Here is a 26,117-nt window from a genome sequence, read left to right on the forward strand (position 1 = left end):
GCACACTTGCCGGGGCAGCCCCGTTGGTATGGACAGGAGAAGAGGATGGTGACTGAGCAGCCCCGCTAGGATAGACCTTGGGGCTGACCGGAGGGATGACCTTGGGGCAGACCTAAGGGATACTCCCTTACTATCTCTTCCCTTCCTATATCCCTAAGCGCAGTACTGAGTAGTAGTACTAGTAAGGGACTAGGGTATATGATACGCTGTATCATGTCAACCCCTTCGCTAACAGGCGTTGGTGGTCGTCACTGAGCGAAGCTCCGCTGGTCGGTCATTCGGGCTGACCTAGGGAAGGCGGAGACCCGAAAATCCCGATTCTCTCTTCTAAAGGTCACCTTTTGTGACCCCCTTCATAAATCCGCGCCCTTCGACAGGCCCGAAGCCGCCGGATGGGATGCCGCTTGGGCTGACGCTGGGTCGGCCTGTCCCCGATTTTTCGGTTCTCGCTGCTATGGGCGGTGTTTTAGGCCCCCCACGGGAATCCGCGAGTTTCACGGGGCCAGATGATCAAGGGCGAGGCCGGGGTAAACCACGCGCTCAATCGCCTCCGCCTTGCTCTGCATGGAAGCCCCTTCACCATAAACGCGGCTGGACCCTTTCTCAGCGCGACGAGCCAGCGCCAAGGCCGTGCGCTCCGGCAGGCCAGCCTCGCGCAGCCTGTCCTCAAACCCGTGTCGAAATGAGTGCATACCGAGCTTCCGCCCTTCCAGCTTCATCGCCCGGACATGGCCGCTGAACCAATCGGACAGATCGCGCCCTGAGCCTTCCTCCGGGAATAACTGATCCTCCCCCGCAGCTTTCTGCTCATCGACGAACGACAGGAACCCCAGACGGATCAGCTCAGGATGGAGCGGCAACGTTCCCCGCGATGACTCGGTCTTGAGGCGCTGCCCACCTTGGGTGCGGATATGGATCGCAGGTGTGCCACCCTCCTCCACATCGCTGATCCGCAGGCGCGTAGCCTCGCTCAAACGCAGCCCCTGAAACAGGCACAGCAGCGGCACCCAGAATCGCCCCGGATCGTCCCTGCTGTTATCCCACGGGCGATCCCAAGGAGCGTGCGTGAAGATCGTTTTGAGCTGCTCGCTGGTGAACGGATCACGGCGGTCTGCATCATCGATTGGATCGGCCACCCGCAGCTTGTGAAATGAGTGAGAAGCGATCCACCGCTCGGTGACCGCCCAGTTGAAGACCGCGACCACATGGACAAGGTATCCGTCATTCACGGTCTTCGCCGTGATCGGGGCTATACCCAGCTCCTTCCCCTTGGCCACTGCCTCACGCGCTGTCAGACCCTTGAGCGCAAGCCTCCGGCCCATGCCTTTAGGGATGGACTGCAAAAGCTCGACAAACTCCCGAGCGTCTTCGCGTGTGATGCTGCTCACCTCCCGCTCCCCGAACTCCTCGCGGAGCAGGCGAGCAACCGGGCCAAAGGCGCGCTTGGAAGATGCAGACCATCCCGGACTTTTCGCCCGCTCGTATGCCTCAATCAGCTGGCCCACGGTCTTCTCCTCGGACGCCTCGGGGGCAGCCGGGGGTGCCACCAGCTCGGCATCGCGCGGGGCGTAGGCGGCATCGCCCTCGAGTCGCGCTATCGCTGCCCGGTGTAGCTCGACAAATGCTCGCATGAGCATCCGCTGTAGGTAGGCCACCTCGGGGCTGTCCTCGTCGGTCGACAGTCCGGCCTGCTGCATGAGTGTCCTGCTGGCCGCTAGGACAGGTCCAACGTCGCCCCGCCCGAGCATCGCTTGAGCGGCCTCAAGGCGGTCCTTGGTCGTCCGGAGGAGCTGCCTATGGTCGGTAGCCTCAAGCCGCCGCTGGGGCAGGAAGGAGGGAAGCTGGGTGTTGAAGAACTCTGCCGCCATGCGATGCGCTTCGGCTTCGGTCAGGGATCGCTCGGGGATCGCCTTTGCAGCCTCGCGAGCCTCATTCACCTTCGCACGATACTCCCCAGCAATGAGCGGGAGCTTGTCCGCAGCCTTCTCCTTGTCCGTCTCTCCCGTGGAGCGGATGAACTCTCCGCGAAGGATCGGAGCGCAATCGAGCGGCCACCGCTTGCGCACCTGCCACATCGAAGAGCCTTTGCGCCGGGATAACTTGAACACCTCACCACCCTCCGCTGTGTAGCAGCTTTGTGGTGCAGATGATCCAGACGCTTGCGCCATAAAAGACGGAAAACCAAGGACTTCAAGGCGATAAATGGTGAGCCCTGCTGGGTTCGAACCAGCGACCTACTGATTAAAAGTCAGTTGCTCTACCGACTGAGCTAAGGGCCCTTGCCAAGGGTCGCGCGCAGCGGCGAGGAGCCGCGACGGCGGAGCGCTCACCTAGGCAGCGCCTCCCTCCTGGTCAAGCGGCGAGTGAGCTGGGCGATGGTGAGGCCGGTGACGGGATCGCGCCAGCCGCGCGCCACCTCGCTCGCCGGGCCAAGCACGAAGGCGCGCTCGCGGAAATGGGGGTGCGGTATCGTCAGCAGCTCTCCCCGCCACTCCCCGCCGCTCCACAGCACGATGTCGAGATCGAGCACCCGGTCGCCCCAGCGCCGCCCGCGCCGCCGCCCGAATTCGCGCTCCATCCGCTTGAGCGCGGCGAGCAGGGCGGGCGGGTCATATTCGCTCGCCAGCACGCTCGCGGCATTGGCGAAGCGGCGCTGGGCCGCGCCCATCGGGGCGGAGCGCACCACGCGCGATCGCGCCATGACCGTGCCGAAAGCGGCGAGCTCCTCCATCGCGGCGTGCACGACCGCGCGCGGCGGGCCATAGACATGGTGGCGCCGGTTCGATCCCAATGCGACGAGGTAGAGGCTGCTCAAATGTCCTGCGCCAGCCGTTCGTAAAGGTTCGGGCGGCGGTCGCGGAAGAAGCCCATGCCCGCCCGGTGCGTCGCGGCGCGTTCGAGGTCGAGCGTGGCGACCAGCACACCCTCTTCCTCGCGCCCGAATTCGGCGACGAGATCGCCCCATTCGTCGGTGATGAAGGAGTGGCCGTAGAAGACCTGCTCGGCACCTTGCGGCCCTTCCGCTCCGATCCGGTTGACCGCGATGACGGGGATACAGTTCGAGACTGCGTGGCCCTGCATTGCGCGGCGCCACATCCGGCTGGTGTCGAGGTCAGGGTCGTACGGTTCGGAGCCGATCGCGGTGGGGTAGAACAGCACTTCCGCGCCTTTGAGCGCCATGATCCGCGCCGCCTCTGGATACCACTGGTCCCAGCACACGCCGACGCCGATCCGCACCGGGGCCCCGTCGTCGCCGGGCACGTCCCACACCTTGAACCCGTCGTTTCCGGGGCGGAAATAGTACTTCTCCTCGTAGCCCGGCCCGTCGGGGATATGGCTCTTGCGATAGGTTCCCATGATCGCCCCATCCGGCCCGATCATGGCGAGCGTATTGTAATAGTGATGCCCGTCACGCTCGAAGAAGCTGGTCGGGATCGCGACCTTCAGCCTTTCCGCAAGCCGCTGCATCGCAATCACGCTCGGATGTTCCGCAGTCGGCTTGGCGAGCGCGAACAGCGCCTCCTCCTCCTCGCGGCAGAAATAGGGGGTGGAGAAGAGTTCGGGCGGCTGGATTACGCGCGCGCCCTGCCCCGCCGCTTCGCCGACAAGTTCGGCGACGGCATCGATATTGGCCTGCTCGCTGCCGCGGTCGAGCGACAGCTGGAGGGCGGCGACGGTGATGCTTCGCATGGGTCTTGGATTTCCTCGTCGCCGCCCGCAGGCGATCAGTAGGCTTTCTTGAACAGGAGGGTCATGCGGTCGCTCTCACCGATGGAGAGATATTCGGACCGCTTGGGATCGTCCTCGCCCGTCGCTAGTGTGGGGGGCAGGGTCCACACGCCGCGCGGCCAGTTCGCCGGATCCTTGGGATTGGCGTTGATCTCGCTCTTCTTCACCAGTTCGAAGCCGGCCGCCTCGAATATGTTCACGACGTCCTTCTCGCGCATATAGCCGCGTTGGCGAGCGCCGTAGTCGTCGTAGCTCGCGCCGTCGGGGGCGCGGTGCTGGACCACGCCGACCATGCCGTCGTCCTTGAGCAGCATTCGCGCGGTCTTGAGCACGCTGTCGGCCATGTTGCCGGCGTTGAGCCCGTGCATCGAACGGAAGATCAGCACGCGGTCGACCGTGCCGGCCATGTCCTCCGGCATCGAGCCGACCTCGAAGGCGTCGACCTTGCCCGGCGCGGTGCCGATCATGTCGGAGACGCGCTTGGTGAAAGTCTCGGCCCAGCCCGGCCCTTCGGGCGGCTGCTGCGCGGGGGTGTTGAAGGCGACATATTTGCCGGCAGGCGCGATATAGGGCGCGAGCACGCGGGTATACCAGCCGCCGCCGGGGCTGAATTCGGCGACGGTCATGTCGGGCTCGACCCCGAAGAAGGCGAGCGTTTCGGCGGGGTTGCGATACTGGTCGCGCGCGCGGTCCTGGTCGCGGCGGGCATCGGCCAGCACGTCCTCGAGCGCAGGCGCCGAGGCTTCCATGTGATTGTCGGCGATGGCGGGAACGGCGGTAAGCGCCGCGGCTCCGGCAAGCGCGGTCGCGGCGGCAAGTGCAAGGCGTTTCATCGGGAATCTCCTCTCGTCGGGGTGCGGGCCATGATTAGTGATCGCGCCCGCGGAAACAAGCGATGACCCGGAAACAAGCGATGACATTGCTGCGTTCCCTTCCTAAGTCCGGGCAAAAGGCAAAGGAGACGGCATGGAACAGGCGATCATGGCAGGCGGGTGCTTCTGGTGCACCGAGGCGGTCTTCCGCGATGTGGTGGGCGTGAGCGAGGTCGAAAGCGGCTATATCGGCGGCGAGACCGACAATCCGACCTACAAGGACATCTGCACCGGGCGCACCGGCCATGCCGAGGCGATCCGGGTGACTTTCGATCCGGGCACGATCAGCCTTGCCGAGATCTACGACGTCTTCATGGGCACGCACGACCCGACCCAATTGAACCGCCAGGGCAACGATGTCGGCACGCAGTATCGCAGCGCGATCTTCCCGCTTTCGGCCGGGCAGTTCGAGGAAGCCAAGGCCGCGATCCTCCGCTGGAACACCGAGAACGGCAAGATGGCCGTGACCACGATCGAGGGCTTCGATGCCAATGCGGGCGAAGGGGGCGAACAGGTGAAGCCGTGGTATCCGGCGGAGGACTACCACCAGGAATACTGGGAGGGCGAAGGCCAGCGGAACCCCTATTGCCTCGCGGTCATCCCGCCCAAGCTGATGAAGCTGCGCAAGAGCTTCGCCGAAAAGGTGAAGGTCTGACGCGAAGGGTCCGGGTCAGGCCCAGCTGCCAAAGTCGCATCGCACGCCTTCGGCCTCGCAAAAGCTCCTGAGATGGTCGATGGCGTTCGCGTCACCCGAAAACCGGTCTTGCAGGAGCGCGAAGCAGAGCGCGGCGACCGCATCCGGCTCGACGGTGACCCAGAACTCGTAGTCACCGTCCCCGAACATCCGTTCGACGAGCGGCCCGACATCACCGGCTTCGAGCCGGATCGACCCGTTGGCACGCAGGGTGAGATCGATCGTCCGGCGGCTCTGCGCGTTCTGATCGGAATAGAGGCGTACGGTCTTCTCTTTCGTCATGGGAGCCCTCCCTTTCCTCGCCAGCGGCTGATGAAGAACCCGTCGAGCCCGCCCTGCTCCGCCAGCATCCCAGGATGGGTGCGGACGTGGCCCTCGGCAGTCGGCGTGAGGCCCGCGGGCAATTCGGCGGCAGCGACCGGCGCCTGTTCCAGCCCGAGCGTCTCGGCAATCCAGCGCGCCTGCTGCTCGCCTTCCTCCTCCTCTAGCGAGCACACCGCGTAGACCAGCCGCCCGCCGGGCGCGAGCCAGTCGGCGGCGCGGGTGAGGAGGGCACGCTGCAATTCGACCATTTCCGCAATCTGGCCCTTGCCGATGCGGTGCAGCACATCGGGGTGGCGGCGGCAGGTGCCGGTCGCGGTGCAGGGCGCGTCGAGCAGGATCGCGTCGAAGCGGTGCCTCGGTTCCCATGTAAGAGCATCGGCCCGCACCGGCGAGGCGGCGAGGCCGGTGCGCTTCAGGTTCGCCTTGAGCAGGTCGAGCCGCCTCTTGGAGATGTCCAGCGCGGTCACTTTCCACCCGCTCGCGGCGAGCGCCAGCGTCTTGCCGCCCGGCGCGGCGCACAGGTCGAGCGCGTGACGGCCACCCGGTTCATTGGCGCCTCCGCCCAGCAGCCGGGCCGGGATTTGCGCGGCGAGATCCTGCACCCACCAATCCCCCTCCCTGAACCCCTCCAGCGCCTCGACCGCCGTGCCGCGCGGCAGGCGGACATGGCCGGGGGCGAGACTCACTCCGCCCATGCACGCGGCGCGCTCGGCAGTCTGCGAGGCGTCCTTGAGGGCAAGGTCGAGTTCGGGCGGGTCGGCAAGTCCGGGGGCGATCGCATCGGCCCGCTCGCCCCAGCGCGCGCGGACCCGCTCGGGCAGGGTCGGCGCGGCGGGAAGGGCGACCTCGCGCTTCGTCAGGGTCGAGAACACGCCGTGCGCCAGCCGCCGCGGTCCTCCGGCGAGCAGCGGCAGTCCGGTCGCGACCACGGCGTGCGCCGGCGTGCCGAGCCTGAGCGACTGTGCGAGCATGATCCGCAGCACGCTGCGCGCCTTGGCGTCGTCCGGCAGGCGCTGCTTCGTCGCGCTGTCGATCAGCGCGTCGCAGTCGACCAGCCAGCGCAGCGCCTCGCCTGCGATGGCCCGGGCGAGCGCGCGGTCCTCGGCTGCGTGAATCCCCGAAAGCGCCGCGCCCTCCGCCTGTTCGAGCGTCTCGCCCCGGCGCAGGACGGCATCGAGAAGCTTGAGCGCGGCGCGGCGCGCGGGAAGGCCCGGTGTCTTCGGCATGACCGCGCCCTAGACCCGCTTGAAACCAAGCGCCAGCGCGCACATTTGAGTGAAGTCATGACCAAGCAGAAATCCGAAGCCGCCAAGCAGTTCAAGAAGCCCGCGCACTGGACCAACGACCCCGTGCCCGAGCCGAAGCAGGTCGATCCGCTCAAGGACGAGCCGCGCGACCTTTCCCCCACCCGCTACGGCGACTGGGAGAAGAACGGCATCGCCTGGGATTTCTGATTCTCCCACTGCGGCAAAAAGGGGGCGTGGTTCGCGTCGTCCATACCCCCTTGAACCAAACGGAATCGCGGCTGTAGGAACGTCCCTGCGGGTTTCCTACAGCTTGACGAATTCCACCTTCAGTCCGTCCTTCGGCTGCGGGATCGGCCATTCCTGCCAATGCGGCGCATAGCCTTCGGCCACCTCGATGCGGTACCGCTGGAGCAGCTGCGCGATCAGGATCTTCACCTGCATATAGGCGAAATGCAGCCCCAGGCACATATGCGCGCCCCCGCCGAAGGGAACCCAGGCATATTTGTGCCGCGCCTTCACCGCCTCGGGCGTGAAGCGCATCGGATCGAAGGTGAAGGGATCGTCCCAGTATTCTTGCGAATGGTGGGTCCAGTAGATGTTGATGCCGACCATCGTGCCCGCCGGGATGCGATAGCCTTCGTATTCGAATTCGCGCAGCGCGCGGCGCGGCATGGAAGGCACAGGCGGGATCATCCTGAGCGCTTCCTTGAAGGCCATTTCGGTGAGTTCGAGCTTGCCGAGATCGCCGTAATCGAGCGCGCGCGCCTTGCCCGACCCGTCAGGCCCGCCGGTCACCGCGAACACTTCTTCGCGCAGCTTTTCCTGCCAGTCGGGGTTCTTGGCGAGATAGTAGATCAGCGAGGTCGCGCTAGACGTGATCGTGTCGTGCGCGGCCATCATCAGGAAGTTCATGTGATCGACCACCTCGTCGACCGGCAGCAGGCTGCCGTCCTCGCGCGTCGCGGTGGCGAACTGGCTGAACATATCCTGCCCGCCGCCTTCGGCCCGGCGGCGATGCGTCTCGCGGGTGAAATAGTCGATGAGGTAAGCCCGCCCGTCGACGCCCTTCTTCATCTTGGTGAAGGGCAGCGGCTTGCGCACCGGCGCGACCGAGGCCTGCACCATGTCGACGAAGGCTTCGTTGATGCGGTCCGCCTCCGGCCCCCACGGAATGCCGATGAAACTGTCGGCGGCAAGGTCGAGCGTCAGCTTCTTGATCGCCGGGTAGAAGGTCATCGCCCCTTCCCAGCCTTCGACCTCGCGCGCTATCCCTGAATTGAGCGCGCCCGAATAATGCCGCATCGGTTCCGGCTTGAACGCGATCGACAGCGCGCGGCGGTCGACCCGGTGATGCTCGAAATCGATCAGCATGAGCCCACGCGGGAAAAGCTGGTCCAGCACGGGGCCCCAGCCCTGTTCGCTGGAAAACATCTTGTTCCGGTCGAACAGCAGCATCTCGTTCGCCTCGGCCCCGATCAGCGCGACCTGCCAGCCGCCGAAAGCGCGGTTCTTGTAGACCTTGCCGTAGGTGTCGATCATCCGCCGCGCGAAACCGTGCGGGTCGGCGAGCATCCGGAAGGTGTTGCCCACAACAGGCCAGCCGGCTTCGCCCGGGATGTGGGAAAGGTCCGATTCGTCGAGGCGGCCTTCGCTCCAATGGTCGAAGGAGCGCGCTTCGGCGGCGGTGTGATGTTGTGCGAGGGTAGCCATGGTCCAGTCCTTACCACGAAAAAGAGGTTCGGGTTTGCAACTGACCTTAGTGTAAATAAGATTGGGGTGTAAATAAGCCTAAGGGTCAAATCCAGCCGGAAAGCTCGCGCCGCAGCATCGCATCGAGCATGGCGAGCCCGGCATCCGACGTGTTGAGGCAGTCGAGCACGGCATAGTGCTCGCCGCCCGCCTCGAGAAATTCGTCGCGCCCTTCCAGCGCGAGCTCCTCCAGCGTCTCGACGCAGTCCACGGCGAAACCGGGCGCTGCGACCACCAGCCGCTTCGTGCCCTTCTCGCCTTCCTTGATGAGCGTGTCGTCGGTCGCCGGTTCGAGCCATTTCGCCGGGCCGAAGCGCGACTGGAAGGTCGTCTCGAAGCGGGTTCCGGCGAATTCCCGGCGTTCGCGCAGCCGGTCCTGCAACAGGCGCGAGGTCTTGCAGCACTGGCAGTGATAGGGATCGCCCTGCTCCAGCGTCCTCAGCGGCATCCCGTGGAACGACAGCAGCATCACCTCGGGCGCGAAATCGAGCGCCGAAACCTGACGGGTCAGGTCGTCGGCGAGCGCGGCGATGTAATTGTCGTCGTCGTGATAGGGCGGGACGAAGCGCAAGGTCGGCTGCCAGCGCATCTCGCCCAGCACGCGGGCGACCTCGTCGAACACGGTCGCGGTGGTGGCCGCGCAATATTGCGGATACATCGGCGCGATCAGGATGCGGTCGCAGCCCTGCTGCATCAGCTGGGTGAGCTTGTCCTCGATAGACGGCTTGCCGTAGCGCATCGCGTAATCGACCAGCGCCGCCTCGCCCAGCGCCTCGGCCATCGCCTCGGCCTGGCTTGCGGTGATGTCGGCGAGCGGCGAGCCGCGCGGGGTCCAGATCTTGGCATAGGCCTCGGCGCTTTTCTGGGGCCGCGTGTTGAGGATGATGCCGCGCAGGATCGGCTGCCACGCGATCGGCGGGATCTCGATCACGCGGCGGTCGGACAGGAACTGCTTGAGATAGCGCTTCACCGAGACGGGATCGGGCGCGTCGGGCGTGCCGAGATTGACCAGCAGCACGCCGATGCGGCCGCTTTTCACCGGGGGGTGATCGGGGGGAAGCTGTTGGTCGCGCCAGGTCATGAGGTCCGCGCCTCCTGCGAGCGCGTCCGCAACACGTCAATACCGGGCAGGAAAACGGCCCGGACCGGGTGGGGCAGGAATGTCCGGGTCATATACCGTCCGAAAGTAGGGGCAGACGCCGCAGGCGCAAGCCCGTAGCCGAAAACAGCGCGTTGGCGATGGCGGGCGGGGCGACGACCGCACCGATTTCGCCCGGATCGGAGGGCGGGGCTTCGCTGGCCAGAAAGTCGACCTCTATCTCCGGGCAATCAGCGAGCGTCGGCAGGTCGAGATCGGCGTAATCCGCGCTCGCTGGAAGGCCGCTGCGCCAGCGCGGCGCGCGGCCGAGCGCCATGCCGAGCCCGAAGATGAGCCCGCCTTCGACCTGCTGGCGGGCGATGTCGAGATTGACGATCCGCCCGATATCGACCGCGACCGACAGCTTCGAGACGCGCACGCCCGTCTCGCTTCCGCGCGCGGTGGCGACGCAGGCGATGCGGGCCGCGTGAGGCCCGTCGCCGATGCGGTGGCAGGCAATGCCCTGCCCGCTCCCACTCGTCCCGCCGTCCCAGCCGCCGAGCTGCGCCGCGCGCTGGAGGCACGCGGCGAGCCGGATGTCGCTGCCGAGCATCGCCATGCGAAAGGACAGCGGCTCGCGCCCGCTCGCCTGCGCGATCTCGTCGATGAAGCTTTCGACGGCGAAGGCGGTGTAGCCGTCGGCATTGCCGCGCACGCGCCCTGTCGGCAGGCCGATTTCGACGGGCACGTGTTCGACCACCACGCTCGGCAATTCGTAGGGCGGGAGCGCGCCGGTGCAGGCGAGGGGATCGGCATTGCCTTCCGTCTCGCGAATCGCGGCCCAGGGCGTCAGCCCGCCGAACAGCCGCCGCCCGGATTCGAGCGCGGCGGGCGGGCAGGCGATCCGCACCCGCAGCGCGTCGATCGCACCGCCCGTGCCGGGACTGCCGGGCACGCCGGGCTGCACCTGCGCGCCGAGCAGCATCCACGCGGGCGGGCGGGGCCGCGCGTGCGTCAGTTCCGACGCGCGCGGCCATGTCAGCTGGACCGGGCGCGGGGAGGTCTCGCGCGCGATCAGCGCGACCTCGATCACGTGGTCGTGTTCGAGCCGCGCGTCGAAGCTGCCGCCTGCGGGCATCGGATAAAGCGCGACGTCCTCGACCGCGAGGCCGAGCGCCTCGGCGGCGGCCTTGCGCGCGCTTTCCGGGGCCTGGCTCGCGATCCACAATTCGAGCTTGCCGCGTTTCAGCCGCGCGGTCGCGCTCGCCGTCTCGAGCGGGGCGGCGAGATGCGGCTCGACCTCGTAACGGCGGGCGAGGTCGACGCGGGTCATGCCTTCGGCTCCGAAGCCGGTTTCGGCAATGCGGAAGGACGGCCCGCTTTCGAGCATCAGGCCGAGCCGGGTGGCGATTTCCGAACTGTTCGCGGGAAAGGCCGCGGTGAATTGCGGGTCCATCGCATCGAGCGCGGCTTGCGCGCTCCACCAAGTCTCGGCGACCGCCGCCAGCCAGCGCTTGCCCGCGACGATTCGCGCGACGCCCGGCACGCGGTAGCCCGCAGCCGAATCGAAGGTCGTGAGTTCGGCCCCGGCATTGGGCCCGTGGCGGATCGAGGCGTGGAGCAGGTCGGGCAGCCGCACGTCGCCTGCGAACTGGAGCGAGCCGTCGACCTTGGCGGGCAGGTCGATGCGCGGGAAGGCGGGCGGCGTGCCCGAAGAAAGCGTCAGCGGATCCTCGCGCGGGGGCTCGGGGCGCAGCGGCGCGGGGTCGGGCACGGCGCGCTGCGCGGCTCCAGCGGCGAGTTCGCCGAAGGTCGCGGAAAGCCCCTCGCCGCCGCGCACGAGCCCGTTCGCGACCGCCAGCTCCTCCCACGCCATGCCCCAGCGCTCCGCCGCCTCCTGCGCCAGCATCGCCCGCGCCGCCGCCCCGGCCTCGCGCGCCATGCCTTCATAGGCCGCGAGCGTCGTGCCCTCGGCGGTCGCGATGAAGCGGTTATCGCGGGCGAAACGCGTGGCGATCCATTCGTCGCTTGTCTCGGAAAGCCCGGCGGCAAGCGGATCCCACAGCGGCGCCCATTTGCGGGCGAGCGGGATGTTGGCATAGGCGCCCGAAGGCGGGGCGGGCTCGATAGCGACCTGCCGCCAGTCCGCGCCCAGTTCCATCGCGACAAGCTGCGGCAGCACCGTCGTCACGCCCTGCCCCATCTCGAGCTGCGGCACCGCGACGGTGACGACCGAATCCTCCCCGATCCGCAGCCACGCGCCGAAGACGTGCTCGCCTTCGCCGGGGGTGAGCGGGTTGTGATAGGTCCGCGGCAGCAGCCACCATGCGACCAGCAGTCCCCCGCCCGCGGCGGCGCCCGCCAGGATGCCGCGGCGCGAGAGTTTCATGGGGTCAGACCTTCCCCGTATCGAGCCAGCGCGCGACCCTTTCGCCGATCGCGCGGAAGGGCTTGCCGGACTCGCCCTCGCCCGCCGCCGGGGGCTTTCCGGCATCGCCGCTGGTGCGCGTTTCCGCGTCGAGCGGGATGCGGCCGAGGAAGGGAATGTCGAGCGCGTGGGCGAATTTCTCGACCCCGCCCGAGCCGAAGATCTCGCCCGCCATGTTCTCGACGAGGCCGATGATCGCGACCTCGCCCTGTTCGAACAACTGCCCGGCGCGCGCCGCGTCGATCAGAGCAAGGTCCTGCGGCGTCGAGATGAGGATCACCCCGTCGGGCTTGTGATCGGCCATCATGGAAAGCTGCACGTCGCCCGTGCCCGGCGGCATATCGATCAGGAGCAGTTCCGTCTCGCCCCAGTTCGCATCGACCAGCTGGCCCAGCGCCTTGCCCGCCATCGGCCCGCGCCACGCCAGCGCCTTTCCGGGCGCGACGATGTGCCCCATCGAGAGCACCTTCACGCCATAGGGGCTGTCGAGCGGGACGAGCTTTTCGTCCTCGACCGACGGCTTCGTGCCTTCGGTCGCAAGCAGCTTGGGCTGGGATGGGCCGTAGATGTCGCCGTCGATCACCCCGACCTTGCGCCCGAGCCGCGCCAGCGCGACCGCAAGGTTGGTGGTGAGCGTCGACTTGCCGACCCCGCCCTTGCCGCTGCCGACCGCGATGATCCGCCGCCGGCGGCGTTCCCCGGTGAGCGCGATGCGGACCTCACCGACCCCTTCGAGCGGGGTCAGCAGGCGGGTGATCTCGGCTTCGAGTTCATCGCGCTTCGTCTCGGACAGGTCGCCCGCCTCGGCGACCACGATCGCGCGGTCGTTGAGCAGGCGCGCCGAACGCACGCGGTGGTCGATCTCGGGCGGGAGCGCGGCGCGCAGGCGCTTCTCCTCGCCTGCGGGTTCGCGGCCATTGGCGGGGGCGGAATTTGCGGGATCGCTCATGGGCAGCGGCCTCTAACATCAATCGGGGCGTGTTGAATTGTGTTTTTGCGCTGGTGCGGCTTTTTCAAATCGCAATACCCCTGTTTTTCCCCGACTCGCGTTCCTATAAGAGGCTCATGGGAATTTTCGACGGTTGGAAAAGACGGCCCGGTGCGGCCGCAAGGGGAGCCGGAGCGGGCCTTGGACCGCTTGCGGGAGACAATCTTGCCATGGCGGGGAAAAACCCCTGGGGCAGCTCCGGCGGGGGCGACGACACGGATCGCGGCGGGGAGGATTCCCCGTCGGGCGAAAAGGGCGGAGGCCCGCGCAACCCGTGGCTCCCCGGCGGTGGCAACGACGGCTCGGGCGAAGGCAAGCGCCGCTCGGCCAGCATCGAGGACATCTTCAAGAACCGCGGCCCCGAAGGCCCGCGTCGCCGCGGCGGCGGGCCGGGCGGACCCAATTTCCGGATGCCCCAGCGCCCCGGCGGCAAGAGCTGGGGCCCGGTCATCGCAGTGGTCGTGATCGGCGGCTTCCTGCTGCTTTCCAGCGTCCATCTCGTCGAGCCGCGCGAACAGGGCGTGGTCAAGACCTTGGGCAGCTACAGCCGCACGCTCGACCCGGGCCTGCATTTCACCCTGCCCTACCCGATCGAATCGGTCGACAAGGAAGACGTGCAGGGCGTTCGCGCGGTCAATATCCCGGCCTCGAACCAGCGCGCCAAGCTGATCCTGACGGGCGACCAGAACCTCGTCGACCTCAGCTATACCGTGCGCTGGAACATCAAGGATCTGGCCGATTTCAAGTTCGAGCTGGCCGACCCGATCGAGACCGTGAACGAAGTCGCCGAAGCCGCGATGCGCGCCTCGGTCGCGGAAAAGACGCTCGATGAAACCTTCACCGGGCAGGGCCGCGCCGAAATCCAGCAGCGCGTGCGCCTGAGGATGCAGGAAACGCTCGACGCCTATGGCGCGGGGATCGACGTGCGCGGTGTCGAAATCGCCAAGGCCGACCCGCCGGGCGAAGTCGTCGATGCCTTCCGCGACGTGTCGGTGGCCGAACAGAACGCCGATGCCGCCCGCAACGAGGCGCGCGGCTATGCCCAGCAGACGCTTTCGCGCGCCGAGGGCGAGGCGGAGGCCTTCGACAAGGTCTACGAACAATACCGCCTCGCGCCCGAAGTGACGCGCCAGCGGCTCTATTACGAAACCATGGAGCGGGTGCTCGCCCAGACCGACAAGACGATTGTCGAGGCCGAAGGCGTCACGCCCTACCTCCCCCTGCCCGAAATCCAGCGCCGCTCCCGCCAGGGCGCGCCGGGCGGACAGTAAGAAAACGGGATCGCTGAGAATATGGACTCCATCTGGACCAAGTATCGCTGGGCCTTCGTGATCGCCGGGATCGGGCTCGTCGCGCTGTTCCTGTCGGCCTATGTCGTCAACGAGGAAGAGCAGGTCGTCGTCGTGCAGGCCGGTAAGCCGGTGCGCACGGTCAACACGCCGGGCGGCGACAGCGGCGCGGGGCTGAAATTCCGCGTGCCGCTGGTCGAAAGCCTGCGCCGCGTCGACAAGCGCGTGCTCGATCTCGAGATGCGCGACGAGGAAGTGCTTTCCAACGACCAGCAGCGCCTGCTGGTGAACGCCTATGCGCGCTTTCGCATCGTCGATCCGGTGACGATGGTCGAACGCGCCAACAACACCGACGGCGTGCGCCGCGCGCTGGAGCCGATCCTCAACTCGGCGCTGCGCCAGGAGCTCGGCCGGCGGACCTTCCAGGCGATGCTGACCGCCGAACGCGGCACGGCGCTTGCCAATGTGCGCGCCAATCTCGACCGCGAGGCGCGGCAATACGGCGCCGAGGTGATCGACGTGCAGATCAAGCGCACCGACCTTCCCGAAGGCGCGCCGCTGCAGTCGGCCTTCCGCCGGATGGAAACCGACCGCGAACGCGAGGCGCGCACGATCCGCGCGCAGGGCACGCGCGACGCGCGCATCATCCGCGCCGAAGCCGACGCCGAAGCCGCGCGCATCTATGCCGAGGCGTTCGGCAAGGATCAGGATTTCTACGATTTCTACCGCGCGATGCAGAGCTACGAACAAAGCTTCGCGCGGGGCGAGGGACGCGGGGAAAGCTCCTTCATCCTCTCGCCCGACAACGAATACCTGCGGCAGTTCCGGGGTCGGCGCTGACACCCGCGCGCCCGCCTCGCGCCCTTTCCGTGCGCCTTCGCGGACCTGCCGATGAAGCGTTGATACGCGCCGACGGAGGATGCCCCGCGTTCAAACGGCGTTCAGTGCGTTTGCGCTGAATTCCGCGGGCGCAAGTGATGAACCGGCAGGAACACGGGGGCCGCCCCCCGCGTTGCCGCCCAAGGACAAGGACAAGAGGACGTGAACACCGTGCGTTATGTATATGGTCTTTCGAGCGCGCTGCTGGTGGGCGGCGCGGCCATCTCGCTGATGACGGGGATTCCCGCCGGGGCGCAGGTGGCGCAGAACGACGACCAGGTGATGAACCGCGTCGTCCCCGTCGAAGGCGCCCCGGCGAGCTTCGCCGACCTGACCGAGCAGTTGCAGCCCGCCGTGGTCAACATCGCCACCCGCCAGCGGGTGCAGGTCAACTCCAACCCCTTTGCCGGCACGCCTTTCGCCGAGCTGTTCAACCGCCGCCGCGGCAGCCAGCCCCAGACGCGCGAGGCGCAGTCGCTGGGCTCGGGCTTCATCATCTCGGCCGACGGCTTCGTCGTGACCAACAACCACGTGGTCTCCCCGCCCAACACCAATGCGACGCTGGAGGAAATCACGGTCACCATGCCCGACGGGACCGAATACGAGGCGGAACTGGTCGGTGCGGACGCGGCAAGCGACCTTGCCGTGCTCAAGATCAACGCCGACCGGACGTTCCCCTTCGTCACTTTCGGCGATTCGAGCGCGACGCGCGTCGGCGATTGGGTGGTGGCGATCGGCAACCCCTTCGGCCTCGGCGGGACGGTGACGAGCGGGATCGTCTCCGCGATCCAGCGCACCACCGGCCAGGGCGGCGCCTATGACCGCTACATCCAGACCGATGCGAGCATCAATCGCGGCAATTCGGGCGGTCCGCTGTTCGATATGCGCGGCAATGTCATCGGCATCAACAACGCGATCTTCTCGCCTTCGGGCGGGAGCGTCGGGATCGGCTTCGCCATCCCCGCCGAAACCGCCGCCCCGATCGTGCGCCAGCTGATGGCGGGCGAGGAGATCGAGCGCGGCTTCCTCGGCGTGGGGCTGCAGCCGATGGACGACGACCTCGCCGATTCGCTCGGCCTGCCGCGCAACCGCGGCGAACTGGTCCAGAGCGTGCAGGACGACAGCGCCGCCGCAGAGGCGGGCCTGCGCCCGGGCGACATCATCACCGAGATCAACAACAAGGAAGTCACCTCCGACCAGACCGTGTCGATCATCGTCGGCAATCTCGACCCCGGCACGCGCATTCCGATCACGGTGCTGCGCGAGGGCGAGACGCTCGACCTCACCGCCACGCTCGGCAAGCGCCCGAGCGAGGAAGAGCTGATGCGCTCGCAGCAGGTGTTCGATCCCGATGCGGAAACGCCGATGGATCCCGATGCCTCGGACGGCAATATCGAGGAAAAGCTGGGCCTGCAGGTGATCACCCTAACTCCGCAGATCAGGAACAGCCTCGGCGTGGACGAGGACACGGCCGGGCTCGTGATCGCGGCGGTCGATCCCAATTCGGACGCGGGCCGCAAGGGTCTGCGCCGGGGCGACATCATCCTTTCGGCCAATTACGAGACCGTCGACACGATCGAGGCGCTGAACGCGCAGATCGCCGCGGCCGAGGACGCGGGCCGCGACGCGGTGCTGCTCAGGATCAAGCGGCGCGGCCAGCCCGCGCGCTTCCTGCCCGTCCGCCTGCGCTGACGCAGCGCGGCAGGCACAGCGCCGAACGAGAGAGGGCGCCCGCGGCCAAGGCCGCGGGCGCCCTTTCGCTTTCGGCCAGGAAGCGCCTTCCCGCTCAGGGACCGCCTTCGCCCTGCGGCAGGGGCGGGGCGATGGTCGGCGTGGGGCTCGGGCGCGGCTGCTGCTCGCGGCGCTGCTGCTCGCGGCGCTGCTGTTGCTGCGCGTTGCCGCGCCGCACTTCGGGTAGGTCGCTGCCGATCGCACGCTCGAGCACTTCCTCGTCGAGCGCTGCCGGAGGCTCGTCGACCACGTCGGGCTCCTCCACCCGCTCGCCCTCGGGGCCGAAGGGCGATCCCTCGCCGCTGCGCCGGCCCGGCTCGATCAGGTTGCCCTGCTCGTCGATGAAGTAATAATCGTCCGGGTCGCCGAAGAGGTATTCGTCGTCGGGTTCGAGCTGCCAGTCTGGCAGGTTCAGATCCGTGTCGAATTCCTCGACAGGGCGATCCTTCACCGCATAGCGCATATAGGCTGCGAACGCCTGAGCCGGAGCGCGCCCGCCCTGCAGGCCCGGAACCGGCCGCGCATCGTCGCGCCCCATCCACACGCCGGTCGTGATCCCGCTGGAAAAGCCCACGAACCAGCCGTCCTTGTTCGAGCTGGTCGTGCCGGTCTTGCCCGCCACCGGCCGCCCGATCTGCGCCGCGCGGCCCGTCCCGGTCTGGACCGCGGCCTGCAAGAGGTCGGTCATCCCGGCGGTGACGTATTCGGGCACCAGCTGGCGGTCGCGCGGGCGCTCGCGTTCGTAGAGCAGTTCCCCATCGGCGGTGACGACGCGGGTGATGCCATAGGGCTCCACCCCCACGCCGCCCGCCGAGATCGCGGCGAAGGCGCGGGTCATCTCGATCAGGCGGACCTCCGAAGACCCCAGCACCATCGAGGGAAAGGTCGAGATCGGAGAGGAAACGCCGAAGCGCCGCGCCATCGAGGCGACCGTGCCGAAGCCGACCTCGTTGCCGAGCTGCGCTGCGACCGTGTTGATCGAATAGGCAAACGCGGTGCGCAGGTTCGTCTCGCCCACATTGCGCCCGTTGGCGTTGCGCGGGCTCCACCCGTCGATGGTCACCGGCGTGTCCACCACGAGGTCGTCGGGGCGGTATCCGGCTTCGAGCGCGGCGAGGTAGACGAACAGCTTCCACGAGGAGCCGGGCTGGCGCATCGCATTGGTCGCGCGGTTGAAATTGGTCTCGACATAATCCGTGCCTCCGACCAGCGCGAGGATCGCCCCGTCGCGGTCGAGGCTGACCAGCGCGCCTTGCGCGCCGTCCGGGGTATTGGCGTCGATCGCGGCGGTCGCGGCGCGCTGCTTGCCGATGTCGATCGTCGTCCAGACCTCGATCGGCGCGAAGGTTTCGGGCAGCAGGATGTCGAGCTGCGGCAGCGCCCAGTCGGTGAAATAGCGCACCGAGTTCTGCCCCGCCTGCTCCTTGAGCTTGACCGCATCGACATCGACGCTGGCCTGCGCGGGGGTGATATAGCCCTGTTCGCGCATCAGCCGCAGGACGACCTTGGCGCGGTCCACGGCGGCCTGCACGTCGGCGGTGGGCGAATAGCGCGAGGGCGCCTTGACCAGCCCGGCGATGATCGCGGCCTCGGCGACGGACAGCTCCTTGGCCGGGTGGCTGAAGAACTTGCGGCTGGCCGAATCGATGCCATAGGCGCCGCCGCCGAAATAGACCTTGTTGAGGTAAAGCTCGAGGATCTGCTCCTTGGAGAATTTCCATTCGAGCGCCATCGCCAGCACCGCCTCGCGCGCCTTGCGGTCGAAGGTGCGGTTGGTGTTGAGAAAGAGGTTGCGGGCAAGCTGCTGCGAAATGGTCGAAGTCCCGCCGACCCGCTCGCGCGAACCGACAATCCCTTCGATAATCGCGCCCGTAGTGCGCACCGGATCGATGCCGTAATGCGAATAGAACCGCTTGTCCTCGACCGCGACCATCGCGTTGGTCATGGTCTCGGGGATTTCCTCGAAATCGAGCCATTCGCCAAAGGACGGGCCCAGTTCGACGATCTCGCTCCCGTCGCTCGCGCGCACGAGGATGGTCTGGCCGGCCTGCTGCGCCTTGAGCTGGTAATAGCTCGGGATCGAGCGCGCGGCGAAGCCGACCGCGACGGTCAGGAAGACGAGCGCGAGGAGAGCGAGCGCGACCGAGCCGAGCGCGATCCGCTTGATCCAGCGCCGGAACGGGGAAGAGCCGTTCTTGCCGCCGCCGCCTTTCCTACCGCCCGATCCTCCCGAGCCGCCCGCGCGCGCGGGCTTGCCGCTCCGCTCCGCCGCGGCGCGGCGCGATCCGCGCTTGTCCTTGTTAGCCAGGTTCCTGCCCCGTTTCGACATCGAGTGAATTCAGTCCGTCCGCCTGCTGCCGGACAATCCGATGCCCGAAGCCGCTTCATGCATAGGCGAGTTGTAACCCGGCGTGAACACGCCCGCCCGCAAGACTCCCCGGCGGCGGTCGCACGGGCGGTGCATATCGGCGCGCAGCGAGGCGGTGAGGGAGCCTATTCCCCGTCTTCGGGGACGAATTCGAGCGCAGCGGAATTGATGCAGTAGCGCAAGCCCCCTTCCGCCGGCGGGCCGTCGGGGAAGACGTGGCCGAGGTGGCTCCCGCACTTGCCGCACAGGACTTCGGTGCGGATCATGCCGAAGGACGTGTCACGGCGTTCCTCGACCGTGCCTTCGTCCGAGGGCCGCGTGAAGGCGGGCCAGCCGCAGCCGCTGTTGTATTTCGCCGCACTGATGAAAAGGCGCGTGCCGCACGCGGCGCACATATATTCGCCGTCTTCGTAGAACTTGTCGTACTTGCCGGTGAAAGCGCGCTCGGTCCCGGCCTCGCGCAGGATGTGGAACTGTTCGGCGGTGAGCCGCTCGCGCCATTGCTCCTCGGTCAGGCTTTTCGGGTCGTCGGGGGTGTCCATCGCGTCGTCCTTCCTCGTCCCCGGCTATATCGGGACCGCTCGCTCGGGCGCAAGGGCGCTGCGGGCAGTGCTACATATCGACGAGGGCGTAATGGGCGGGCGGCTTTATCACGTCCATCCGCTCGGTGAGCAGCGGGCGGAAACTCGGGCGGCTCTTGAACACGGCATACCAGCCGCGGGTCTGTTCGTGCCCGTTCCAGTCGATCCCGCCAAGGTAGTCCGCGACCGAGATCTGCGCGGCGGCGGCAAGGTCGGCAAGGCTCATGGTGGACCCCGCCAGCCACGGGCGGTTGTCGATCAGCCAGTCCATGTAATCGAGATGCCCATGCGCCATCTTCATCGCCTCGCGCAGCGCGCGGCTGTCGGGCGGCTGCTTGAGCACCAGGCGTTTCTTCATCCGTTCGGACAAAAGCGGCGCGGTCACGTCGGCGTAGAAATTCTCGTCGAACAGCGCGACCAGCCGGCGGATTTCCGCGCGCATGGTGGCGGGGCCATTGATCATCGGCGCCTTGTCGAGAGTTTCCTCGAGATATTCGCAGATCGCCCGGCTGTCGGCGAGCGTGATGCCGCGCGCCTCGTCGACCAGCACCGGGGTGCGGCCCGCCGGATTGAGATTCCAGAACGCGTCGGAAGCCGCCCACGGGTCTTCGCGCACCATGTCGTAGGCGACCTGCTTTTCGCCCATGAGCAGGCGCACCTTGCGGCTGAAGGGGCACAGCGGAAACTGGTAGAGACGCCACATCGTGCGTCCACGAATGCCTCAAATGCCCGCGCGAATCCAGCCGCGCGGCGGCCCGGCGCGGCGAAGCCTGCGCATAAGTGGGCGGGCGGCCTACAGCCCGGCGGAACGCTTCATCAGGAGGCAGGCGGGCATGATCTCACCGACCGTCTCGGGGCGCAGTTCGAAACGGCCGTTCTGCAGCGCGACGAGATCGAGCACGCCCGCACGGTCGAGCGCGCGCTCGTCCATCAGCCGCGCCATCGTCCGCACGAAGAATTCGCGCGCTTCGGCCTCTTCCAGCGCGGGGAAGGCCGCGCCGCGCTCGTCGCCGTCCTGCTGCCACGCGCTCACCAGCGCAAAGGCGACCGCACAGCGCAGCGCGGCGGCCTGTTCGAGTTCGAGCGCCTCGAGCGTGACGGAAGCGGCTTCTTCGGCGGGTGCGGCGGATTGCGCGGCAAGCGCGAGCGGGGCGATGAGCGAAAGCAGGGTCATGGCCCTGTCCTATAGGCGCTGCGATGAACCGCTGGCTACGAAAACCCGGCTTGCCGCCCCGCAGGCCAGCGCCTAATCCACCCGCCGGGTCACAAGAGGAGAGAAACGCACATGATAAGCCACGTCATGATCGGCTCGAACGACATCGAGCGGTCGAAGACCTTCTACAACGCCGTGCTCGGCGTGCTCGGCGCGGGCGAGCCCTTCGTCAACGTCGCCGCCAGCGGGCACACGCGCCTGTTCTATATGCACGGCGGGCACACTTTCGCCGTGTCCGAACCGATCAACGATCAGCCCGCCACCTGCGCCAACGGGGCGACGATCGGCTTCACCTGTTCGAGCCCCGAACAGGTCAAGGAGCTCCACGATGTCGCCATCGCCAATGGCGGCACGAGCATCGAAGACCCGCCCGGCCCGCGCGAAGGGCCGATGGGAGTGATGCACCTGTGCTATTTCACCGATCCCGACGGCAACAAGATTTGCGGCATCCACCGCGCGGGCTGACCTAGCGCGACAGCTCGAACACCGCGAATTCGGCGCGCCAGTTCGCCCCCACGGGCGAAATGGCGCGCTCGTTCGCGAAGAACCACGACCTCTCGATCAGAGCGCCCTTGGCGCGGGCGAGGTCGCGGAAATCGTCGATCGTGACGTGGTGGATGTTCTCGGTCTCGTACCAGCTCACCGGCAGCGCCCGCGTGACCGGCATCCGCCCGCCGAACATCAGCGCGGTGCGCGTGCGCCAGTGGGCGAAATTGGGAAAGCTGACGAAAGCGCGGCTTCCCACCCGCAGCAATTCGTCGAGCATCAGGTCGGGCCGCGTCGCGGTCTGCAGCGTCTGGCTGAGGATCGCATAGTCGAACGCCTTGTCGGGATAGTCGGCAAGGTCGACGTTCGCATCGCCCTGCACCACCGAAAGCCCGCGCGACACGCAGCGCTGGACGAGCACGGGATCGAGCTCCATCCCGCGCGCATCGCACCCGCCTTCGCTCTGCAGGTGGTCCATCAGCGCCCCGTCGCCGCAGCCTATGTCGAGCACGCGGCTGCCCTCGCGCACATGGGCGGCGATCGCGGCAAGGTCGGCGCGCAGGCTCATTCGATGAAGCCCCCCACCACCCGGTCGAGCTGGTCGTGCGGCAATAGGAAGCTGTCGTGACCCGCCGGCGCGCTCAGTTCGACGAAGCTCACTTTCGCCCCCGCCGCGTTCAAGGCGTGGACGATGTGGCGACTTTCGGAGGTCGGATAGAGCCAGTCGGTGTCGAAACTCACCACGCAGAACCGCGCGCTGCTTCCCGCAAAGGCATTGGCGAGCTTGCCGCCATGCTCTTCTGCGAGGTCGAAATAGTCCATCGCGCGGGTGATGTAGAGATAGCTGTTCGCATCGAAACGCTGGGTGAAGCCGCTGCCCTGGTAGCGCAGGTAGCTCTCGACCTGGAAATCGGCATCGAAGCTGAAACTCGTCGCGTCGCGGTCCTGCAGGCGCCGCCCGAACTTGGCGGTCAGCCCCTCTTCCGACAGATAGGTGATATGCGCCGCCATGCGCGCCACGGCGAGCCCGTTGTCGGGCCGCGCCTCGCCCTCGTAGTAGTCGCCTCCCGCCCACGCCGGGTCGGCCATGATCGCCTGCCGCCCGACCTCGTGAAAGGCGATGTTTTGCGCCGAATGGCGCGCGGTCGAGGCGATCACCAGCACGCGCTCGGCGCGCTCGGGCCAGTTGGCGGCAAGGCTCAGCGCCTGCATCCCGCCCATCGACCCGCCGACGACCGCGTGAAGCCGCTCGATCCCCAGCCCGTCGAGCAGCGCGACGAGCCCGCGCACCATGTCGCGGATGGTGATGACGGGAAAGCGCATGGCGTAGGGCTTGCCGTCGGAAGCCTCGCTCGCAGGGCCGGTCGAGCCCATGCACGATCCGATGACATTGGCGCAGATGACGTGGAAGCGGTCGGTGTCGATCGGCTTGCCCGGCCCCACCATGCGCTCCCACCAGCCGGGCTTGCCGGTGACGGGATGGGTGCTTGCGACATACTGGTCGCCGGTGAGCGCGTGGCAGACGAGCACCGCGTTCGAGCGGTCTTCGGCCAGCTCACCGTAAGTCTCGTAGGCGATCCGCGCACCGACAAGCGCCTGCCCGCTGTCGAGCGGCAGGTCGTGCGGGATCGCATAGGTCTTTGCGTGCGCAAGGGCATCCATGGCCGCGAGCGATTGGGCGAGGCGCGCGCGCAAGTCAATCGGAGCGCGCATGGCGGGCAACGAGAGGGCTGGCCCAGCACCCGCGAAGCGTTTATCGCCGCGACCTCGATGAACACACGTCCCGAACCCAAAGAGTGGATCCTCGGCATCCACGCCTACACTCCCGGCAAGTCCAAGGCGAGCGACGGGCGCGCGCTCGTCAAGCTGTCGGCGAACGAGAACCCGCTCGGCACCAGCCCCGCGGCGCTCGAAGCGCTCGCGCAGGCGCGCGAGGAAGCGGCAACCTATCCCGATCCGGGCTCGAACGCGCTGCGCGAGGCGCTGGGCGCGCTGCACGGGCTCGACCCTCAGCGCATCGTGTGCGGGACGGGCTCGGACGAGCTTCTGAATCTCGCCGCGCAGGGCTTTGCCGGGCCGGGCGACGCAGTGGTCTTTTCGCGCCATTCCTTCGCGGTCTACGACATCGCCGCGCGCCGCTGTGGGGCGACGCCTGTCGAAGTGGCCGACCGCGATTTCACCGCCGATGTCGATGCGCTGCTCGGCGCGGTCAGCGATTCCACGCGGGTCGTCTTCCTCGCCAATCCGAACAATCCGACCGGCACATGGCTGCCGCCCGCCGAAGTCGCGCGGCTCCATGCGGGGCTTCCTCGGCACGTGCTGCTGGTGGTGGACGAAGCTTACGGCGAATATGTCGACCCCGCCCACCAGCGCGCCGCGTTCGATCTCGCCTCGGCCCATGACAACGTGCTGGTGACGCGGACCTTCTCCAAGATCCACGGCCTCGCCGCCGAGCGCGTCGGTTGGGCCTATGGCGCGCCGGGCATCATCGACGTGCTCAACCGTATCCGCGGGCCGTTCAACGTCACCGCAAGCGGGCAGGCCGCCGCACTCGCCGCGCTGGGCGACGCGGCCTTCGTCGAGAACAGCCGCGCGCACAACGCCGCCGAACGCGCGCGTCTTGCCGAAGCTGTCGCCGCTCTCGGCAATCATGGCCTTCGCGCCGTGCCGAGCGAGGCCAATTTCCTGCTCGTCCTGTTCGAGGGCGAGCTGTCCGCCGAAACCGCGCTCGAGGCGCTCGCGGAGGAAGGCTATGCCGTGCGCCACCTGCCCGGACAGGGGCTGCCCCATGCCCTGCGCATCACCATCGGGCGCAGCGCGGACATGGACCGGGTGATTGCCTGCCTGCGCAAGCTCTGCGGGGAAGCCCCATGAGGATAGAACGCGTCGCCATCATCGGCCTCGGCCTGCTCGGCTCCTCGATCGCGCTGGCGCTGAAGGAGCGCGCGCCGGGCATCGCCACCAGCGGCTTCGACGCCAATCCCAAGGTTCGCGCCAAGGCAGAGGAACTGGGCCTCGTCGGGCAGGTCTGCGAAAGCCCGGTCGAGGCGGTGCGCGAAGCCGACCTCGTCATCCTGTGCGTGCCCGTCGGCGCGATGCGCGACGCCGCCGTCTCCATCGCGGACGCGCTGAAGGAGGGCGCGATCGTGAGCGATGTCGGCTCGTCCAAGCAAAGCGTTGCCGACGCGCTCGCCGAAGTCCTGCCGGGCCGCTGCGTCATCCCCGCCCACCCCGTCGCCGGGACCGAGCAGAGCGGGCCGGAAGCGGGCTTCGCCACGCTGTTCGTGGGCCGCTGGTGCATCCTCACCCCGCCCGCGGACTGCGACGGGGAAGCGCTAGAGGCATTGTCGAATTTCTGGGCGGGCCTCGGCGCGAAGGTCGAGGTGATGGACGCAGCGCACCACGACCTCGTGCTTGCGGTCACCAGCCACATCCCGCACCTCATCGCCTTCACCATCGTCGGCACGGCGAGCGATCTCGAGGACGTCACCCGCAGCGAGGTCATCAAGTATTCCGCCGGGGGCTTTCGCGATTTCACCCGCATCGCCGCCTCGGACCCGGTGATGTGGCGCGATGTCTTCCTCAACAACCGCGAGGCGGTGCTCGAAATGCTCGGGCGCTTCACCGAGGATTTGACCGCGCTCCAGCGCGCGATCCGTTCGGGCGACGGGGAAACGCTGCACGACCTGTTTTCCCGCACCCGCGCGATCCGGCGGCAGGTGATCGAGGAAGGGCAGGAGACGCCGCGGCCCGATTTCGGCCGCGAGCATTGAAGATTACGGGTTGAGGCTGTTGATCGCGGCGTGGACGCGCGCCTCGATCTCCTCGCGCGGAAGGCCCGCCGGGATCGTCTCGCCGACGCGGTAGGTGATCGTGCCGGGCCGCTTGATCCGGCGGTGGTAGAGCGGGCCGGAATCGACCGCGACCGGCACGACGGGAAGCTTCAGCAGCTTGTATGTCCCGGCAAAGCCCGATTGCAGCGGCGCGCGGCTGCCGTGGGGGACGCGCGTGCCTTCGGGAAAGATCACCAGCGGCCGCCCCTCGCCCACCCGCACGCGGGCAAGCGCGATCATCTCGCGCAGCGCCTTCGCCCCGGCATCGCGTGCGACCGGGACGAGGCCGTACCGCTTCGCCGAATAGCCCCAGCCGGGAATGGCGAACAGCTCGCGCTTGGCGAAGACGGTCGGGAAGGGGAGCAGCGAGGGAATGTCGATCGCCTCGAAGAAGCTTTCGTGCTTGACCGCGATCAGCACCTCGCCGCGCGGCAATTCGCCTTCGACCCGGATTTCGATGCCGAGCAGGCGCCGCACGCACCAGCGATGCCACGCGCTCCACGCCGCGACGACACGCCTCAGCGGCCCGATCCCGAACGGCAGGACGACAAGCGAGACGATGACGAGCAGCGCGCTCACCCCGTAGAACAGCGGGTAGAAAACGAGATTGCGCAGCACCGCCAGCATC

25 protein-coding genes and 1 tRNA gene are annotated in these 26,117 nt (G+C 67.6%); 8 read left to right on the forward strand and 18 right to left on the reverse strand.

Translation table 11 applies throughout. From position 1 onward, the window contains the following. Positions 1-494: 494 nt before the first annotated feature. The 5 genes from G9473_RS10640 to G9473_RS10660 form a co-directional block, all read right to left on the reverse strand. Positions 495-2,075 carry a site-specific integrase gene (locus G9473_RS10640; protein WP_291133189.1) on the reverse strand — a complete coding sequence of 527 codons (1,581 nt, stop codon included), beginning with the start codon at positions 2,073-2,075 and terminating at the stop codon, positions 495-497. Positions 2,076-2,203: 128 nt separating this feature from the next. Further along, positions 2,204-2,279: transfer RNA gene (locus G9473_RS10645), tRNA-Lys, on the reverse strand. Positions 2,280-2,326: 47 nt separating this feature from the next. Further along, positions 2,327-2,815 carry a 2-amino-4-hydroxy-6-hydroxymethyldihydropteridine diphosphokinase gene (gene folK, locus G9473_RS10650; RefSeq protein WP_291133191.1) on the reverse strand — a complete coding sequence of 163 codons (489 nt, stop codon included), beginning with the start codon at positions 2,813-2,815 and terminating at the stop codon, positions 2,327-2,329. Beyond that, the gene (aguB, locus tag G9473_RS10655) at positions 2,812-3,690 is read right to left on the reverse strand and encodes an N-carbamoylputrescine amidase (RefSeq protein WP_291133193.1); all 879 of its coding nucleotides are present in this window, start codon (positions 3,688-3,690) and stop codon (positions 2,812-2,814) included. The genes folK and aguB overlap by 4 nt, the downstream gene beginning before the upstream one ends. A 35-nt stretch (positions 3,691-3,725) precedes the next feature. After that, on the reverse strand, positions 3,726-4,562 hold the full coding sequence (locus G9473_RS10660; RefSeq protein ID WP_291133195.1) for a hypothetical protein: 837 nt from the start codon (positions 4,560-4,562) through the stop codon (positions 3,726-3,728). A gap of 133 nt (positions 4,563-4,695) precedes the next feature. Between G9473_RS10660 and msrA the strand changes: the two genes are divergently transcribed. Further along, on the forward strand, positions 4,696-5,256 hold the full coding sequence (msrA, locus tag G9473_RS10665) for a peptide-methionine (S)-S-oxide reductase MsrA (RefSeq protein ID WP_291133197.1): 561 nt from the start codon (positions 4,696-4,698) through the stop codon (positions 5,254-5,256). Between the two features lie 15 nt (positions 5,257-5,271). On the opposite strand, the gene G9473_RS10670 is transcribed toward msrA, so the two are convergent. Together G9473_RS10670 and G9473_RS10675 are read right to left on the reverse strand one after the other, a co-directional pair. Continuing rightward, positions 5,272-5,577, reverse strand: coding sequence for a hypothetical protein (locus G9473_RS10670; protein ID WP_291133199.1), 306 nt, complete (start codon positions 5,575-5,577; stop codon positions 5,272-5,274). Next, the gene (locus tag G9473_RS10675) at positions 5,574-6,845 is read right to left on the reverse strand and encodes an RsmB/NOP family class I SAM-dependent RNA methyltransferase (RefSeq protein ID WP_291133201.1); all 1,272 of its coding nucleotides are present in this window, start codon (positions 6,843-6,845) and stop codon (positions 5,574-5,576) included. Before G9473_RS10675 ends, G9473_RS10670 begins: the two co-directional genes overlap by 4 nt. A gap of 57 nt (positions 6,846-6,902) precedes the next feature. Here G9473_RS10675 and G9473_RS10680 point away from each other — a divergent pair, with 57 nt between their 5' ends. Continuing rightward, entirely contained in the window at positions 6,903-7,073 is a 171-nt protein-coding gene (locus tag G9473_RS10680) for a DUF1674 domain-containing protein (RefSeq protein WP_291133203.1), read from the forward strand. A 96-nt stretch (positions 7,074-7,169) separates the two neighbouring features. Here the strand turns inward: G9473_RS10680 and G9473_RS10685 are convergent, their stop codons facing one another. From G9473_RS10685 to G9473_RS10700, 4 genes are all read right to left on the reverse strand, one after another. After that, a complete protein-coding gene (locus G9473_RS10685; RefSeq protein WP_291133205.1) occupies positions 7,170-8,576 on the reverse strand; it encodes a cytochrome P450 in 1,407 nt (468 codons plus the stop codon). Between the two features lie 85 nt (positions 8,577-8,661). Further along, positions 8,662-9,696 carry a ferrochelatase gene (gene hemH, locus G9473_RS10690; protein ID WP_291133207.1) on the reverse strand — a complete coding sequence of 345 codons (1,035 nt, stop codon included), beginning with the start codon at positions 9,694-9,696 and terminating at the stop codon, positions 8,662-8,664. An 88-nt stretch (positions 9,697-9,784) separates the two neighbouring features. Then, positions 9,785-12,082 (reverse strand): molybdopterin cofactor-binding domain-containing protein, encoded by a 2,298-nt coding sequence (locus G9473_RS10695; protein WP_291133209.1) that lies wholly within the window; start codon positions 12,080-12,082, stop codon positions 9,785-9,787. A gap of 4 nt (positions 12,083-12,086) precedes the next feature. Beyond that, on the reverse strand, positions 12,087-13,070 hold the full coding sequence (locus tag G9473_RS10700) for a P-loop NTPase (RefSeq protein ID WP_291133210.1): 984 nt from the start codon (positions 13,068-13,070) through the stop codon (positions 12,087-12,089). Between the two features lie 209 nt (positions 13,071-13,279). Between G9473_RS10700 and hflK the strand changes: the two genes are divergently transcribed. From hflK to G9473_RS10715, 3 genes are all read left to right on the forward strand, one after another. Further along, the gene (gene hflK, locus G9473_RS10705; RefSeq protein ID WP_291133211.1) at positions 13,280-14,380 is read left to right on the forward strand and encodes a protease modulator HflK; all 1,101 of its coding nucleotides are present in this window, start codon (positions 13,280-13,282) and stop codon (positions 14,378-14,380) included. 21 nt (positions 14,381-14,401) lie between these two features. After that, entirely contained in the window at positions 14,402-15,238 is an 837-nt protein-coding gene (hflC, locus tag G9473_RS10710) for a protease modulator HflC (protein WP_291133213.1), read from the forward strand. Between the two features lie 201 nt (positions 15,239-15,439). Continuing rightward, the gene (locus tag G9473_RS10715; RefSeq protein ID WP_291133215.1) at positions 15,440-16,969 is read left to right on the forward strand and encodes a Do family serine endopeptidase; all 1,530 of its coding nucleotides are present in this window, start codon (positions 15,440-15,442) and stop codon (positions 16,967-16,969) included. 94 nt (positions 16,970-17,063) lie between these two features. On the opposite strand, the gene G9473_RS10720 is transcribed toward G9473_RS10715, so the two are convergent. The 4 genes from G9473_RS10720 to G9473_RS10735 form a co-directional block, all read right to left on the reverse strand. Beyond that, positions 17,064-19,337, reverse strand: a complete 2,274-nt coding sequence (locus G9473_RS10720) for a transglycosylase domain-containing protein (protein WP_291133217.1) — start codon at positions 19,335-19,337, stop codon at positions 17,064-17,066. A gap of 164 nt (positions 19,338-19,501) precedes the next feature. Continuing rightward, the gene (gene msrB / locus G9473_RS10725) at positions 19,502-19,918 is read right to left on the reverse strand and encodes a peptide-methionine (R)-S-oxide reductase MsrB (protein WP_291133219.1); all 417 of its coding nucleotides are present in this window, start codon (positions 19,916-19,918) and stop codon (positions 19,502-19,504) included. Positions 19,919-19,988: 70 nt separating this feature from the next. Next, the gene (locus G9473_RS10730) at positions 19,989-20,660 is read right to left on the reverse strand and encodes a glutathione S-transferase family protein (RefSeq protein WP_291133221.1); all 672 of its coding nucleotides are present in this window, start codon (positions 20,658-20,660) and stop codon (positions 19,989-19,991) included. Between the two features lie 90 nt (positions 20,661-20,750). Next, the gene (locus G9473_RS10735) at positions 20,751-21,131 is read right to left on the reverse strand and encodes a hypothetical protein (RefSeq protein ID WP_291133223.1); all 381 of its coding nucleotides are present in this window, start codon (positions 21,129-21,131) and stop codon (positions 20,751-20,753) included. Positions 21,132-21,242: 111 nt separating this feature from the next. On the opposite strand from G9473_RS10735, the gene G9473_RS10740 reads away from it, so the two are divergent. Then, a complete protein-coding gene (locus G9473_RS10740; RefSeq protein WP_291133225.1) occupies positions 21,243-21,635 on the forward strand; it encodes a VOC family protein in 393 nt (130 codons plus the stop codon). A gap of 1 nt (position 21,636) precedes the next feature. Here G9473_RS10740 and metW read toward each other — a convergent pair whose 3' ends face one another. Continuing rightward, complete coding sequence (metW, locus tag G9473_RS10745) at positions 21,637-22,224, reverse strand: methionine biosynthesis protein MetW (RefSeq protein WP_291133226.1); 588 nt, start codon at positions 22,222-22,224, stop codon at positions 21,637-21,639. Further along, the gene (locus G9473_RS10750) at positions 22,221-23,318 is read right to left on the reverse strand and encodes a homoserine O-acetyltransferase (protein ID WP_291133228.1); all 1,098 of its coding nucleotides are present in this window, start codon (positions 23,316-23,318) and stop codon (positions 22,221-22,223) included. Before G9473_RS10750 ends, metW begins: the two co-directional genes overlap by 4 nt. A gap of 108 nt (positions 23,319-23,426) precedes the next feature. Here G9473_RS10750 and hisC point away from each other — a divergent pair, with 108 nt between their 5' ends. Continuing rightward, on the forward strand, positions 23,427-24,530 hold the full coding sequence (gene hisC / locus G9473_RS10755; protein ID WP_291133230.1) for a histidinol-phosphate transaminase: 1,104 nt from the start codon (positions 23,427-23,429) through the stop codon (positions 24,528-24,530). Next, positions 24,527-25,429: a prephenate/arogenate dehydrogenase family protein gene (locus G9473_RS10760; RefSeq protein ID WP_291133232.1), complete on the forward strand. Its 903-nt coding sequence runs from the start codon at positions 24,527-24,529 to the stop codon at positions 25,427-25,429. Before hisC ends, G9473_RS10760 begins: the two co-directional genes overlap by 4 nt. Positions 25,430-25,432: 3 nt before the next feature. Here G9473_RS10760 and G9473_RS10765 read toward each other — a convergent pair whose 3' ends face one another. Continuing rightward, positions 25,433-26,116: a 1-acyl-sn-glycerol-3-phosphate acyltransferase gene (locus G9473_RS10765; protein ID WP_291133234.1), complete on the reverse strand. Its 684-nt coding sequence runs from the start codon at positions 26,114-26,116 to the stop codon at positions 25,433-25,435. Position 26,117 lies beyond the last annotated feature (1 nt).

Source organism: Erythrobacter sp., assembly GCF_011765465.1.
In the GTDB taxonomy this organism is placed as follows: Bacteria; Pseudomonadota; Alphaproteobacteria; order Sphingomonadales; family Sphingomonadaceae; genus Erythrobacter.